The sequence below is a fragment of the Fusobacterium sp. JB019 genome, assembly GCA_030673965.1.
GTDB lineage: Bacteria > Fusobacteriota > Fusobacteriia > Fusobacteriales > Fusobacteriaceae > Fusobacterium_B.
This window is the reverse complement of sequence record JAUTCN010000019.1, coordinates 1-14704: the sequence shown is the minus strand read 5'-3', so window position 1 is coordinate 14704 and position 14704 is coordinate 1. Positions and strand designations below refer to the sequence as shown.

General features: G+C 25.9%; 13 protein-coding genes and 2 tRNA genes. 7 read left to right on the top strand and 8 right to left on the bottom strand.

Going from position 1 to position 14704, the window contains the following annotated elements:
- Nucleotides 1-23: 23 nt before the first annotated feature.
- The 6 genes from Q7K47_09560 (at nucleotide 24) to Q7K47_09535 (ending at nucleotide 5046) form a co-directional block, all read left to right on the top strand.
- Nucleotides 24-500 carry an OmpH family outer membrane protein gene (locus tag Q7K47_09560; GenBank protein MDP0507441.1) on the top strand — a complete coding sequence of 159 codons (477 nt, stop codon included), beginning with the start codon at nucleotides 24-26 and terminating at the stop codon, nucleotides 498-500.
- A 20-nt stretch (nucleotides 501-520) separates the two neighbouring features.
- Nucleotides 521-1528: a UDP-3-O-(3-hydroxymyristoyl)glucosamine N-acyltransferase gene (gene lpxD / locus Q7K47_09555; protein ID MDP0507440.1), complete on the top strand. Its 1008-nt coding sequence runs from the start codon at nucleotides 521-523 to the stop codon at nucleotides 1526-1528.
- Nucleotides 1529-1669: 141 nt separating this feature from the next.
- On the top strand, nucleotides 1670-2257 hold the full coding sequence (locus Q7K47_09550; GenBank protein MDP0507439.1) for a TIGR03936 family radical SAM-associated protein: 588 nt from the start codon (nucleotides 1670-1672) through the stop codon (nucleotides 2255-2257).
- Between the two features lie 14 nt (nucleotides 2258-2271).
- Nucleotides 2272-3540 carry a serine--tRNA ligase gene (gene serS, locus Q7K47_09545; GenBank protein MDP0507438.1) on the top strand — a complete coding sequence of 423 codons (1269 nt, stop codon included), beginning with the start codon at nucleotides 2272-2274 and terminating at the stop codon, nucleotides 3538-3540.
- Nucleotides 3530-4003 (top strand): hypothetical protein, encoded by a 474-nt coding sequence (locus tag Q7K47_09540; GenBank protein ID MDP0507437.1) that lies wholly within the window; start codon nucleotides 3530-3532, stop codon nucleotides 4001-4003. The genes serS and Q7K47_09540 overlap by 11 nt, the downstream gene beginning before the upstream one ends.
- A gap of 65 nt (nucleotides 4004-4068) precedes the next feature.
- Nucleotides 4069-5046, top strand: a complete 978-nt coding sequence (locus tag Q7K47_09535; GenBank protein MDP0507436.1) for a class II fructose-bisphosphate aldolase — start codon at nucleotides 4069-4071, stop codon at nucleotides 5044-5046.
- Nucleotides 5047-5101: 55 nt separating this feature from the next.
- Here Q7K47_09535 and lysA read toward each other — a convergent pair whose 3' ends face one another.
- The 3 genes from lysA to Q7K47_09520 all read right to left on the bottom strand — a co-directional run bounded on the left by lysA (nucleotide 5102) and on the right by Q7K47_09520 (nucleotide 9473).
- The gene (gene lysA / locus Q7K47_09530) at nucleotides 5102-6409 is read right to left on the bottom strand and encodes a diaminopimelate decarboxylase (protein MDP0507435.1); all 1308 of its coding nucleotides are present in this window, start codon (nucleotides 6407-6409) and stop codon (nucleotides 5102-5104) included.
- A 68-nt stretch (nucleotides 6410-6477) separates the two neighbouring features.
- Nucleotides 6478-7794, bottom strand: coding sequence for a sodium:solute symporter family protein (locus tag Q7K47_09525; protein ID MDP0507434.1), 1317 nt, complete (start codon nucleotides 7792-7794; stop codon nucleotides 6478-6480).
- A 353-nt stretch (nucleotides 7795-8147) separates the two neighbouring features.
- On the bottom strand, nucleotides 8148-9473 hold the full coding sequence (locus Q7K47_09520; GenBank protein MDP0507433.1) for a Na+/H+ antiporter NhaC family protein: 1326 nt from the start codon (nucleotides 9471-9473) through the stop codon (nucleotides 8148-8150).
- Between the two features lie 156 nt (nucleotides 9474-9629).
- Between Q7K47_09520 and Q7K47_09515 the strand changes: the two genes are divergently transcribed.
- Nucleotides 9630-10589, top strand: coding sequence for a LysR family transcriptional regulator (locus tag Q7K47_09515; protein MDP0507432.1), 960 nt, complete (start codon nucleotides 9630-9632; stop codon nucleotides 10587-10589).
- A gap of 31 nt (nucleotides 10590-10620) precedes the next feature.
- Here Q7K47_09515 and asnA read toward each other — a convergent pair whose 3' ends face one another.
- The 5 genes from asnA to Q7K47_09490 form a co-directional block, all read right to left on the bottom strand.
- Nucleotides 10621-11631 carry an aspartate--ammonia ligase gene (gene asnA / locus Q7K47_09510; protein ID MDP0507431.1) on the bottom strand — a complete coding sequence of 337 codons (1011 nt, stop codon included), beginning with the start codon at nucleotides 11629-11631 and terminating at the stop codon, nucleotides 10621-10623.
- 283 nt (nucleotides 11632-11914) lie between these two features.
- Complete coding sequence (locus Q7K47_09505; GenBank protein ID MDP0507430.1) at nucleotides 11915-12979, bottom strand: alanine racemase; 1065 nt, start codon at nucleotides 12977-12979, stop codon at nucleotides 11915-11917.
- A 71-nt stretch (nucleotides 12980-13050) separates the two neighbouring features.
- Complete coding sequence (locus tag Q7K47_09500; protein MDP0507429.1) at nucleotides 13051-14433, bottom strand: PLP-dependent aminotransferase family protein; 1383 nt, start codon at nucleotides 14431-14433, stop codon at nucleotides 13051-13053.
- A gap of 112 nt (nucleotides 14434-14545) precedes the next feature.
- Nucleotides 14546-14622 (bottom strand) — tRNA-Met (locus Q7K47_09495).
- Between the two features lie 5 nt (nucleotides 14623-14627).
- Nucleotides 14628-14704 (bottom strand) — tRNA-Ala (locus tag Q7K47_09490).

The following is a 14704-nucleotide window of genomic DNA, read 5'->3' as shown; positions in this document are numbered from 1 at the left end:
ATAAAACTACATAGGAGGATAACATGAAAAAATTAGCATTATTAGCAATGACAGTTGTTATGTCAACATCTGCTCTAGCGTTAGAAATAGGAGTTGTAAATTCTCAAGAATTATTTTACAAATATTCTAAAACAAAATTAATAGATCAAAATTTACAAAAAGAAGGAGCAACATTAGATAATACTTTAAAACAAAAACAAGTAGAATTAAAAAAATTACAAATAGAGTTGAATTCTAAAGGTGATAAGGCTACAGAAAAAGATAAAAAAATATTTAATGATAAAGTAAAAATGCTTGAAAAATTTGTAAAAGATTCTAAAAATAAAATGGCTAAAGAAAGAAATGAAAAAGTAGCAGAGGTTGAAAATGTTATGAATAAGGCAATTTCAAAAGTTGCTAAAAATAAGAAATTAGATTATATTTTAGAAGCTGGAGCTGTAAAATTTGGTGGAAAAGATGTCACTAAAGAAGTTTTAGCAGAAATGGAAAAAAACAAATAAATTATACATAGGAGGATAACATGAGTTATAAAATAACTGATGTTGCAAATCTTCTTAATTGTGAAATTAAGGGAGATAAAAGTCTTTTAGTAAAAGGTCTTTCTCCCTTTTTTCAATCAAAAGAAGATGAGTTAACATTTGCAGCAGATGAAAAATTTATTCATAAAATAGCAGAAATAAAAGCAAAAGTAATAATAGTTCCAGATATTGAGTTGCCAGAAAATTTAGGAAAAACTTTTTTAATTACTAAGAAAAATCCAAGAGAGTTAATGCCATTATTATTAAATTTTTTTAAAAGGCCTAGAAAAAAGTTTAATAAATTAATAGAAGCTTCATCTAAAATAGGTTCTAATGTAGAAATAGCACCTAATGCTTATATAGGACATGATGTAGAAATAGGAGAAAATACTATAATATATCCAAATGTAACAATATGTGAAGGAGTTAAAATAGGAAAAAATTCTATAATATATCCAAATGTAACAATAAGAGAGTTTTGTGAGTTAGGAGAAAGAAATATAATTCAAAGTGGAGCAATAATAGGTGGAGATGGATTTGGATTTGTAAAAGTTAATGGTAATAATATGAAAATAGAGCAAATAGGAAGAGTAGTATTAGAAGATGATGTTGAGATAGGGTCAAATACAACTATTGATAGAGGAACAATAGGAGATACAATAATAAAAAAATATTCAAAATTAGATAATTTAGTACAAGTTGGACATAATGTTATCTTAGGAGAAAATTTCTTATCAGCTTCTCAAACAGGAATAGCAGGAAGTACAGAAGTTGGAGAAAATGTTACTATGGGAGGACAAGTTGGTATTGGTGGACATATAAAAATAGGAAAAAATAATATGTTTGCAGCAAGATCAGCAGTTACAGGAAATGTTAAAGAAGAAAATAAAGTTTTAGCAGGTTTTCCTATAGTTGGTTTAAAAGAAGATATGAGAATTAGAGCTAGTTTAAAAAAATTACCAGAGATGATAAAAAAGATAAAACAAATAGAGAAAAAATTAAAAAAATAATTATTTTTAAAGAAAAATAAAATAAAATTTATAAAAATGAAAATAGGCTAAAAATAGCCTATTTTTTTTAAATATACCTATTTAATTATATTCATTTCCGTGGTACAATATATGATATCAAAAAGAAGAGAAGAGGGAAATATGAAAAAAAGATTATTTTTTAATAAGTATGATGAAATGAAATATATTTCTCATTTAGACCTTTTGAGAGTTATGGATAGACTTCTAAGAAGAAGTGGTGTTCCAATAAAATATAGTCAAGGATTTCATCCAAGACCAAAGATCTCTTTAGGGAATCCAATTTCTTTAGGAACAGAAGCTTTTAACGAACCTATGGATATAGAGTTAAAAGAGGACATGACCAATCAAGAGTTACTAGATAAATTAAATAGTAAAGAGTTATTAGGTTTTGAGTTTATTAAAGTAATTGATATAGATGGGAAAAGTTCAATTGTTCAAGATTATAAAGATATGAAATTTGAAATAGCAGGACTTGGCTCCTCCATTAACAAATTTATTGAATTTATATCTCAAGATGAGATTATATTAACTAAAGAAAAGCGTGGAAAAATAACATCTAAAAATTTAAAGCCAAGAATTAAGGAATATAAAGTTGAAGGAGAAAAACTAATTTTAGTTTTAGAAAGTATGTCTCCAAACTCAATATTGAAATTATGTGGCATAAAAATAGAAGAATTAGAAATTAAAAAATTTGGAATGGTTAAATAATAAAGGGGGAAATTATGTTAGATTTAAAATTTATGCGTGAAAATAAAGAAAAATTAGAGGAGATGCTAAAAAATAGAAATAGTAATCTTACTTTAGATGAGTTTATAGCGCTTGATGAAGAGAGAAGAAAATTATTAACAGAAGTTGAAACTTTAAAAAATAGAAGAAATAAAGAATCTATGGAGATAGCAAAATTAAAAAAAGCTAAAGAAGATGCTAGTGAATTAATTAAAACTATGGGAGAAGTATCTAAAAAAATAAAAGAATTAGATGGAAAATTATCTGAAGTAGATGAGAAGATAAAATATATTCAAATGACAGTACCAAATAAATATCATGAATCTGTACCAGTTGGAGCAGATGAAGATCAAAATATAGAAGTTAGAAGATGGGGAACTCCGAGAGAGTTTGATTTTGAACCAAAAGCTCACTGGGAAATAGGAGAAGATTTAAATATTTTAGATTTTGAAAGAGGGGCAAAACTTTCAGGATCTAGGTTTGCTTTATATAGAGGGTTAGCAGCAAGATTAGAAAGAGCTTTAGTAAGTTTAATGCTTGATATGCATGTAGATGAACAAGGATATACAGAGCATATTACTCCATTTATTGTAAATAGAGAAATTTGCGAAGGAACTGGTCAACTTCCAAAATTTGAAGATGATATGTACAGAACAGATGATGATATGTTCTTAATCTCAACTTCTGAAATAACAATGACTAATATTCATAGAAAAGAAATTTTAGATGAAAAAGATTTACCTAAATATTATACAGCTTACTCTCCATGTTTTAGAAGAGAAGCAGGATCATATGGAAGAGATGTAAAAGGAATAATAAGAGTTCATCAATTTAATAAAGTAGAAATGGTTAAATTATCAACTCCAGAAAATTCTTATGATGAATTAGAAAAAATGGTAGTTAATGCTGAAGATGTTTTAAAAAGATTAGAACTTCCTTATAGAGTTATAACTTTATGTACAGGAGACATTGGTTTTGGAGCTGCTAAAACTTATGATCTTGAAGTATGGTTACCTTCTCAACATAAATATAGAGAAATATCTTCTTGTTCAAACTGTGAAGATTTCCAAGCTAGAAGAATGGGATTAAAATACAGACCAACAGGAAGCACTAAAAGTGAATTTGTTCATACTTTAAATGGATCAGGACTTGCAGTAGGAAGAACATTAGTAGCTATAATGGAAAATTATCAACAAGAAGACGGTTCTTTTATAGTTCCAGATGCTTTAGTACCTTATATGAACGGAATAAAAGTTGTTAAATAGCTTTTTATTACTTTTATTTATAAGCACTATATTTGTTGAAAATTTGAAGGTAGTTTTAACAATATTTATTGTCGAAGTGATTTTAAATATTGTTTTAAATAAAAATTTAATAAGGGATTTAAAAAGATTAAAATTTTTAATTTACATTTATACAATTACTTTTATAATTCATATTATTTCTCATCAAAATGGAGAAGTTATACTTAAATTATTTAATATATATATAACTAAAGATGGAGTTATGAACTTTTTAGTAACTTTTTTAAGAATAATAAATCTTATGATGATATCTTGGGTTGTTAAAGATACAGGATTTTTAATGAGAAAATTAGGAAGATATAGAAGAGTTATAGAAAATGTAATTAGATTAGTTCCAGAAGTGGTAGTAGTTTTTAGAAGAAGGTTAAAATTTAAATCATTTTTAAGGTATATTTTGATACGAATTGATTTAAAGGACAATTAAAGTTTGATTTTATTTGTGACATTTGATAAAATTATATAGGTAATAATTATTCAAGGAGGAATATAATGTCATACAATTACAAAGACTTAGGTCTTAAAAACACAAAAGAAATGTTTGCAAAAGCAAACGAAAACGGGTATGCAGTACCAGCATTTAACTTTAATAATATGGAACAAGCTCAAGCAATAGTTGAAGCATGTGCTGAAATGGGTTCACCAGTTATATTACAATGTTCTAAAGGAGCTATGGAATATATGGGGATTACTTATGTAGCTATGATGGCTAAAGCAGCGGTTGATTATGTTAAAATGGTAGGATCAGACATTCCAGTAGCTCTACACTTAGATCATGGTCCAAGTTTTGAAGTTGCTAAATTCTGTATTGATAATGGATTCTCATCAGTAATGATAGATGGATCATCTTTACCTTTTGAAAAAAATATAGAAGAAGCTAAAAAAGTAGTAGATTATGCTCATGATTTTGATGTAACAGTAGAAGCTGAATTAGGTGTTCTTGCTGGAATAGAAGATGAAGTAGAAGCAGAAGAGCATATATATACAAATCCTGATGAAGTAGAAGAGTTTGTAGGGAAAACAGGAGTAGATTCATTAGCAATAGCTATAGGAACTTCTCATGGAGCTCATAAATTCAAACCAGGTGATGATCCTAAATTAAGATTAGACATATTAGAAGAATGTGAAAGAAGAATCCAAGGATTCCCTATCGTTTTACATGGATCTTCAGCAGTTCCTGCAAAATATGTTCAAATGATAAAAGAATTTGGTGGAACTATCAAAGATGCAATGGGTATTCCTGATTCTGAATTAAGAAAAGCTACAAAATCAGCAGTAGCAAAAATTAATGTAGATACTGATGGAAGATTAGCATTTACAGCTGGAGTTAGAAAAGCAATGCATGAAAATCCAGGACAATTTGATTTAAGAAAATATTTAGGACCAGCAAAAGAAGAAATGAAAGCATACTATAAAACTAAAATAGTTGATGTTTTTGGATCTGAAGGAAGCTATACTAAAGCAAAATAATTAAATAAAAAAGAATATCCAAAAGGATATTCTTTTTTTTATTCCTTTAGAAACTTTATAAAGTTTCTAAAGGAATATCATTTTTAATTAAATCTTCAAAAGTTTCTCTTTTAATAGATAATTGTGATTTTGAGTCTTTAACAAAAATAACAGCAGGTCTAGAAAGTTTATTATAATTATTAGACATAGAATAACCATAAGCCCCTGTTGTAGCAACTAAAATTAAATCATTATAATCAGTTTTAGCTAAAGCACAATTTTTGATTATTAAATCCCCAGATTCACAACACTTTCCAGCAATAGTCACAGTTTCACTTAAAGGATCATTTAGTTTATTAGCAATAACAGCTTCGTACTTTGCTTGATAAAGAGCAGGACGTATATTATCACTCATACCACCATCTATAAAAACATATTTAAGACCGCTGAAAGTTTCTTTGGTGTGACCTACTGAATATAGTGTACTACCAGCATTTCCGATGATACTTCTTCCAGGTTCTATAGTTACTTTATCTAAAGTGACTTTTTCTTCTTTTGAAATTTTTTCAATATGTTCAATCATTTCTTTCATAAATTTTTCAATATCTATTTCAGTATCTTCTTCAGTATAGTAAACTCCAAAGCCTCCACCTAAATTTATTTCAGGAATATTGATGTTTAAAGTTTTAGAAGCTTTTTTTAAAAATTTAATCATGACTTCAATTCCTTCAAGAAAAGCTTTAGTGTCGAAAATTTGAGATCCTATATGACAATGGAATCCAAGTAAATTTAAATGCTCATTATCAGATATTTTTTTTATAGTATCAAATATCTTATTATCAAAAATAGATTCTCCAAATTTAGAAGAATGTTTAGAAGTTTTTATATATTCATGAGTATGGGCATCTATTCCAATATTTAATCTAAGCATAACATCCATAGTTTTATTTTTTGCCCTACAAATATTTCCAAGAAGATTAATTTCTTCTATACTGTCTAAAATAACACTTCCAATATTATAATCTACACACATATTAAGTTCCTCTATAGTTTTATTGTTACCATGCATATGTACTTTATTCATAGGAAAGTTACTAGCTTTAATAGTATAAAGTTCTCCTGCAGAAACTGCATCAAGACTAAGGTTATATTTATTTAGCAATTGACAGATACCTTTTGATAAAAAAGCTTTAGAGGCATAAACTATCTCAGTATCAAATAAATTACTTTTAAAATTATTTTTATAATTTAAAATATTGTTTTCAACTAATTGTTGATCTATTATATACAGAGGTGTTTTATATTTCTGTGCCAATTTTTTAACAGAAATTCCTCCTATTTCAAGCATACCATTGTTATTTTTCATAGTTCCAAAATATCGCATAAAAATCCCTCCATAAAAAAATTATTATCACATTATATATTAAAAAAAGATAATAGTAAAGTAATAAATTAATTAGTTAGCTTTTTTCCAATATAAAGAATTAAAGCATTAATAAAGAAAGCTGAAATAGATATATAATTTCCAATATCTCCGCCATATTTTTTTCCAATTAAAGCAATAATCCCTCCAGTTAAAATAGCTAAAATAACAACTTTTTCTTTTGCTCTAAATCCAAACAGACCTGCAAAAGTAGGAATTATGAAAGCTCCAGAATAAATAGCTAAAGCAGATAAAAGCGTAGAGAGGATATATTTCATTTTAATAGCAATTAATATAGAAAATATACCAAAAATAACTGTTAATATTCTTGTGAAAAAAATAGACTTTTGATTGTGAAGATCTTTGGTAAATACTTGAGTAAATAATGAAGAAGCTGTTAGTAATGTTGTATCAGCTGAAGATATTACAGCTGATAATAAAGCAAAATAAAGGGTTACAGAAACAATATTAGGTAACTTAGTTTTTGCTATTAGTAATAATATTGAGTTACTTGCTACATCAGTATTTGAAAATATTTCTTGTCCATAAATTCCTATTCTAGTTAAAATATAAGCAAGAGGTAAAAGAACTAATACAGTTATTATTATAGATTTTTTCATAACTTTATCATCTTTAGCACAAAATAATCTTGAATAAATATCAGGACCAACTATAAATGTTGTTGAATAAGATAGAATCATTACTAGAATATCCATGGGAGTAAAATTTGTATTTATCATAGGTAAAGGATTAATAGTTATAGGATATGGTGATATATATATATAAGTAGTAACGATTCCTAAAATAATAAATAGAAATTGAATAAAATCGGTTTTAATAATTGATAATTGGCCACCAAGAATAGTATAAACTATAAAAACAAATCCACTAATAATAACTCCATGTGTATAATCAAATTTTGTTAATATAGATATAATTTTAGCAGCTCCCATAATTTGAGAAGCAACTATTCCTGTCCAAGCTATAGGAATAAGAAGAGAAGCTAATTGTTTTACATTATTTCCATAAAAGTTCCCTAACATTTCAGGTAGATTAAATCCTTTGAAATCTTTAATATAATTAATAAGTGGGTATAGCAAAGTCATACCAAGAGCAGCACATAAAAGTAACCAAGAACCAGCCCAACCTTTAATAAAAGCAAAATTAACACTTCCGATTATAGCAGAACTTCCCAATATAGAAGCAAGTAAGCTACCTGATACTTGTAGAACTCCTGCATTTTTTCCAGCAATAAAAAAATCTTTATTATTTTTAATTTTTCGAAAGGAACTGATTCCGATAAAAATAACAATAATAAAATAAACAAATAAAATAAACTCTTTCATTTTTTTCTCCTTTTTAATTAAAATCAACTAATATTTTACTTTTTATTTATAAAAAAATCAAATTAAATTTAAAAAAATATAAATATTTTTAAAAAACAAATCGCTTTTGCTTTGAATGCTTTGATTTGAAACAGTACAATTTAATGGACAAAAATAGAAATCAGTATTGTTTTTTTAAAAAAAGGAGTTGAAATTATAAAAGAATGTGCTATAATTACATTGTAAGGAAAAGATTTTTTACAACCCCATACTCCCTACTTAAGTAGCTTTCATTGTCTCGCCCGCAATGTTTAAAGCTACTTAATTTTTTTGTAAAGCAAAGGAGCATTATTAAATGCTCCTTTGCTTTTATATTATATTTTTTCTTTTGAGATATATTTATAAAATATAAAGCTTGAAAGTGGTAATAACCATAAGTAAAAAGCAAAGGGAATAAATTTAATACTACTGATTCCTAACATAGTACAAGGGACATAACAAGCTATATTCCAGGGGATAACAGGGGCTAAAACAACAGCAGTATTTTCTAAATCTTTTGCAAATTCAAGTCGTTTAACTTGTTTGTTATCATAAATTTCTTCCATTATTTGTTCTGTCATTATAATTGCTATAGTTTGGTTAGCTCCAATCATACTAGTTATAAAACTTATAAGAGTAGAATAAGAAAACAATTTAGAACGAGAGTCTATATTATTTATTTTAGATTTAATAAAATGCATAATTTTCAATTGCTCGAACATTCCGATAAGAGAACAGGAAATAATAATTAAAAATCCAGCTTTAATCATAGAAATAATTCCTCCTCCTTTTATAATTTTTTCCAAAGGAGTTCCATTAAATTTATTAAATCCAAAGATAAGATAATTTATAATATTTTTTAAAGATTCTTGTTGAATAAAAAAAGCTACACAGGAAGCTAAAAAAATACTTACTCCCATAGAAATTTTAACATTAATTTTAAACAATGAAAAAATAATGATAGAAATAATAGGGATAAAAATAGTTAAAGAACTTAAGTTATATGCATTGAATATAAAATTTGATAATTGACTTTCAGCAGTATTTAAAACAAAGTTTTGTGACAGAAAATAGTATGCAATACATGTAATAAAAAAAGGAAAAATCATAGATTTGATCATATTCTTTAGGTTATCATAAAGGTTAATAGAAGTTAATGAGGCAACTAAATTACAGCTAGAAGAGAGAGGAGACCATCTATCTCCAAAATATATTCCAGATAAAATAGTAGCTCCTACAATATTAGGATTTAAATTACCGCTTCTAGCAATAGCCATAAGTGCAACTCCTATTGTACTAGCAGCTCCAAAGGAACTTCCTAAAAAGAATGAAACAAAACAGCTTATTAAAAATGAAAATAATATAAAAATTTTAGGATTGATAAAATTAATTCCATAATAGACTATTCCGGGGATAGTTCCTGAAGCTATCCAACTAGAGGTTAAAGCTCCTACGAAAATAAAGACAAATAAAACAACTTTTGATTTACAACTATATTTAAAAGATATTTCAATAATTTCATTTAATGATATTCCTTTAAATAGAGATAGTAAAACAAAAAATAAGTAAGTTAAAAGAACTATAATTCCTAGTGTGAATTTTAATTTTAACATATAAAATAAAATTATTGAAATTATTCCAAAATAATAAACTTTTTTCATGTTTTCCTCCAAAATATAAATTATAATATTAAAATTATATAGTATTAAAAGTATTAAGTAAACTTCTTTTTATTTAGATATATCTTAATTTTTCTTATAGATAAGCTTTAAAGATTTTGATATAATTTAAATGTAATTAAAAAAATAGGGGGAAGTATGGAATTAAAACAATTAGAATATATTGTAGAAATAGCAAATGAAAGAAATATAAGTAGAGCAGCTAAAAAATTATATATTTCTCAATCAGCTTTAAATCAACAACTTTTAAAATTAGAAAAAGAAATTGGGACTCAATTATTTTTAAGGTCTAGGACTAATTGTACATTAACAAAAGTTGGAGAAATATATATAAAGAATGCAAAAAAAATATTAGATATAAAGAAAGACACCTATAATAGGATTTCAGATTATTTGAATGATTATAAAGGAGAAATTTCAATAGGTCTTTTAGCGGATAGAGGTATATATTTATTTGTATCAATTTTAGATAAATTAAAGAAAAAATATCCTAATTTAAATATAATACCTTTGGATTTGAGTGTTGTAGAACAACAAAAGATGATATTGGATAATAAATTAGATTTAGGTTTTATGACTTTAAATAATAGTCAAAAAAAAGAGGATAATTATATTTCTCTTTATGAGGAAAAATTTGTTATAGTCTGCAGTAAAAAAAATGTTTATATTGATAAATTAAAGCTGGGTATAGATGAAAAGATTAGCCTTTCAAGGTTGAAAAATATGGAGTTTGTTTTTATAGAAAAAGGAACAGTAACAAGAGAAATGACAGATAAAAAATTTGAAGAATTTAAAATAAAACCTAAAATATTATTTGAAACATCTTATAGTAGAAGTGTAGTTACAGGTATAAAATCTTCTAATTGTTTTGCTATTTTACCATTTTATTATGCAGCTTCAAATTTAGATGAACTAAATATATATGAAATGGAAAATCCTATTTTCTGGGATGTATCTATAAGTTATAAAAAAGGAAAATACTTAACGAAACCAGCTAAATATTTTATTCGATTGTCAAAAGAATTTTGGAAATATGAGAATTTAAAACTAGATAAATTATATAAAGAGTATAAAGAAAACTCAAGAAATAAACAATAATTATTTCTTGAGTTTAATAACAAATTAAATATTATAGAAATTTAATTCCTTGTTTTTCATAATGTTCAATCATTTCTTTTGGCCAAACAGAAGCTTGTACTTCTCCAATATGAATTTTTTCTAAGAAAAATAAACAAATTCTAGATTGTCCAATTCCTCCACCTATTGTATAAGGTAATTCTTTGTTAAGTAGAGCTTTATGGAAAGGAAGCTCTTTTCTTTCGGTAACTCCTGCTAAAGTAAGTTGTTTATCAAGAGATTCTTCACTAACTCTAATTCCCATAGAAGATAGTTCTATAGATTGTTGTAATGGTTCATACCATACAAGTAAATCTCCATTTAAATCCCAATCATCATAGTCAGGTGCTCTACCATCATGCTTTTCACCAGATTCTAAAGTTTTTCCTATTTGAGAAATAAAAACAGCTTTATATTTTTTAGCTATTTCATGTTCTCTTTCTTTTGGAGTAAGTTCAGGATAAGCATTTTCTAACTCTTGAGAAGTTATAAATGTTATTTCTTCTGGTAATTTTTTGCTAAGAAGAGGGTATTCTCTGTTGATGTGTTCTTCAGTTTTTTTAAGGGCTCTAAAAATATTTCTAACTATTTTTTTAAGAAATTCAGCATTTCTTTCTTCTTTTTTTATAATAAGTTCCCAATCCCATTGGTCAACATATATAGAATGTAAAGGATCTAATTCATCTTCATCTCTTCTGATAGCATTCATGTCAGCATAAAGTCCAGCATGCATAGGGAATTCATATTTCTTTAATGCCATTCTTTTCCATTTTGCTAATGAATGAACAACAGCAAAATTTCCAGGAACAGTTTTAATATCAAAATCAACAGCTCTTTCATAACCATTCAAATCATCATTAAGCCCAGAAGCTTCACTTACAAATAAAGGTGCAGAAATTCTAGTTAAGTTTAATTCATAAGATAAAGATTTTTGAAAAAAGTCTTTAACTTTTTTTATACTTATTTCAGTTTCAAATAAACTTAATTTATTTTGGTATCCAGGTGGTATGATGCATTTTTTCATAAAAATCACTCCTTTAAAATTTAAAATAAAAAAACCATTTAGGTTTAGTACCCAAATGGTTTAAATTAACTAATTAATCAGGGTACAAATCTCAATTTAAACAAGATAAAATGGATTTGCCCTTAAAATGTAATTAAACATTAAGTAAGTTCAAATCCGGACATATTGCCGTTATTATTATTTACTAAAACAATATAGTCTTTCATTTGTATCCTCCAATTTTTTTAATATACGTAATAGGATATACTATTTTGATAAATATGTCAAATAAAATTTTTTAAATTTAAACTAATATTCTTTCTATCCTAGAATTAAGAACTGTAAGTAGTTCGTAAATATTAAAATTTGTTTCATGTTTTGCTAAAGTCAAATTAGGGTAAAGAAGAATAGGATCTCCAATTTTAATTTTAGAATCAACTTCTATAAAGGTATTATCCATAGTTACTAAAGAAATTTTATATTCTTTGTTGCCGATTAGACAAGTGGTACCTTCGTTTATTTTTAAGAATCCATCACCATAACCAATTTTAATTTTAGCAATATATTTATAGCTATTTATATTTAAATTTTTCTTAGAATTATAAGCAAGATATGAAGAATTTTCTACGTTTTTAATTCCAGCAATTTGTCCTTTAAGTTTAAAAACTTGTTTTAAATTTTCTTCAATAAATCCTTCTTCTTGAAGACCGTAAGTAAGCATACCTACTCTTAAATGAGTGGTAAAGTTTAAATTTCCAAAATGAACAGTTCCAGCACTATTTTGTAAATGAATCATTTCAAATCTATGTTTGCCTAAAAGAGTGATAATATCTTTGAATTTGTTTATAATTTCAATACCTTCTTCATAGTCACATGAAAAAAGATGAGAATAAATTCCTTTGAAATTTAAATCTTTAGTGATAACAAAATCTTGTAATTCTTTTAATTCGGACAATAAGATTCCATTTCTTCCAAAGCCAAAATCAATTTTGATTGAAATTTGAGAAGGTGATATTCCAAAGTTAATAGTTTCATAGAGTTCAGAAAGAGTATTTACAGACATAATTAGTTCTGGATTATTTTGAATTAAACTTAAATTATTTTTTCCTATTGATTCAAATACAAGGATCGAAATCTTATTTTTAAAATTAGAGTCTTTTAAGATTGCAAGTCCTTCACAAAGGCGTGCTACAGCAAATTCATTATGGTGATTTTGAAATAATATTTTTGTAACTAAATCAACACTATGTCCATAGGCATTTGCTTTTACTACAGGCAGTATTTTTTGCTTATATTTGTTTTCAAGATGTCTAATATTATGTAAAATATTTTCTTTTGAAATTGTCATTTTTATAGAATTTATAGCCATAAAGCCTCCTGTAAAATTTTATTTAATTATTATACAATATTATAGTTGTTTAGTAAATGGGATATTTGGATTTATTTTAAAGAAATTATTACTGAGTTTAATTCTTTAATTGCAGATTTGATATCTTTGGTTTTACATTGTGCAAAACTGACTCTTATATAATTATCAAAATTAGAAGAAAAAAGTATTCCAGGTAAGATTCCGATTTTTTTTGATAAAAGTTTAAGATAAATTGCTTTTGAAGATATATTATTAGGAAGTTTAATCCAGAAAGATAACCCCCCTTCAGGTTTATAAAAATTAATATCTTCTATTTTTTTTAGATTATTATACATAAGTATTTGTTTGCTTTTAAAAGAGTTCCTAGCTTTTTTCATATGGATATCCCAATAATTATTTTCTAATAAATATTGAAAAGCTCTCTGATTCAATCCAGAATGAATTACCTTATAAGTAAATTTTTTTAAAATGTGAATATCTTTCGGTAGAGATATACAGGCTAGTTTTAATCCTGGCATAAAAATTTTAGAATAACTTTTGATATAGATAACTTTATTGTTTTTATCTAATTTTTTTAAAGTGAATGGCTTTTTTTCAGTAAAGTAAAGATCTGAAAGACTATCATCTTCAAGGATGTTAAAATTAAAATTATTTGATAATTTTAATAGTTCTAATTTTTTTTTGTGACTCATTGAAAAACCGGTTGGATTTTGAAAATTAGTCATAGTATAGAAAAGTTTAATTTTATTTTTTTTTAGTATTTTTTTTAATTCTGTTAAAGAGTATCCGTCTTCAAATATAGGGACAGATATTATTTTACATCCGATTTTTTTAAAAGTATCAATAGCCCCTTTGTATGTAGGAGATTCAACAACAACAATATCTTTTGAAGAAAGAAAAGATTTTGAAAACAAATTAATTCCTTGTTGAGCTCCTGATACTAAATAGAGATTGTCTATATTAGTATAAATATCATCATCTTTTTTTAATTTTTCCACAATAGTTTTTCTTAAAAAATAATATCCTTTTGGGTCTTCGTATAAAAAAGCATTTTCTTTATCTCTATCTAAAACTACATTAATTGATTTTTTAAGAATTTTCATAGGTAAAATAGTTTCATTAGGAGTAGCAGAGGATAAATCTATACTAAAATCAGGATTAAAATCTCCATAATTAAATGTTTCAGACTCCATATGATCTTCTAAAAAAATATTTTTATATTTTTTATTATTTACATAAACCCCACTACCTTCTTTTTTCATAACGAATCCATTTGATTCAAGTTCTGTATAAGCTTTAGATATAGTAGAAGGGCTAACGTTTATTAAATTTGCTAATTTTCTAATAGGCATAAGTTTTCCGTTTAATTCACAGTTTTCGATTTTTAATTTTAAAAAATTATAAATTTGTAAATAAATAATTTTATCTTTTTTTAACTTAATATCTTTGTACATAGCGACTATCTCCTTAGTGAATACAGTTATAAAGTAATTATATCAATGAAAAAAGATAAACACAATAAAAAAACCATTCTTTTATATAAAAGAATGGTTAAATTTCGATAAATGGTGCCTAGAAATAGATTCGAACTATCGACCGTACGGGTATGAACCGTATGCTCTAGCCAACTGAGCTATCTAGGCACGTTTGGTGGAGATAAGCGGGATCGAACCGCTGACCTACGCAGTGCAAGTGCGTCGCTCTCCCAAACTGAGCTATATCCCC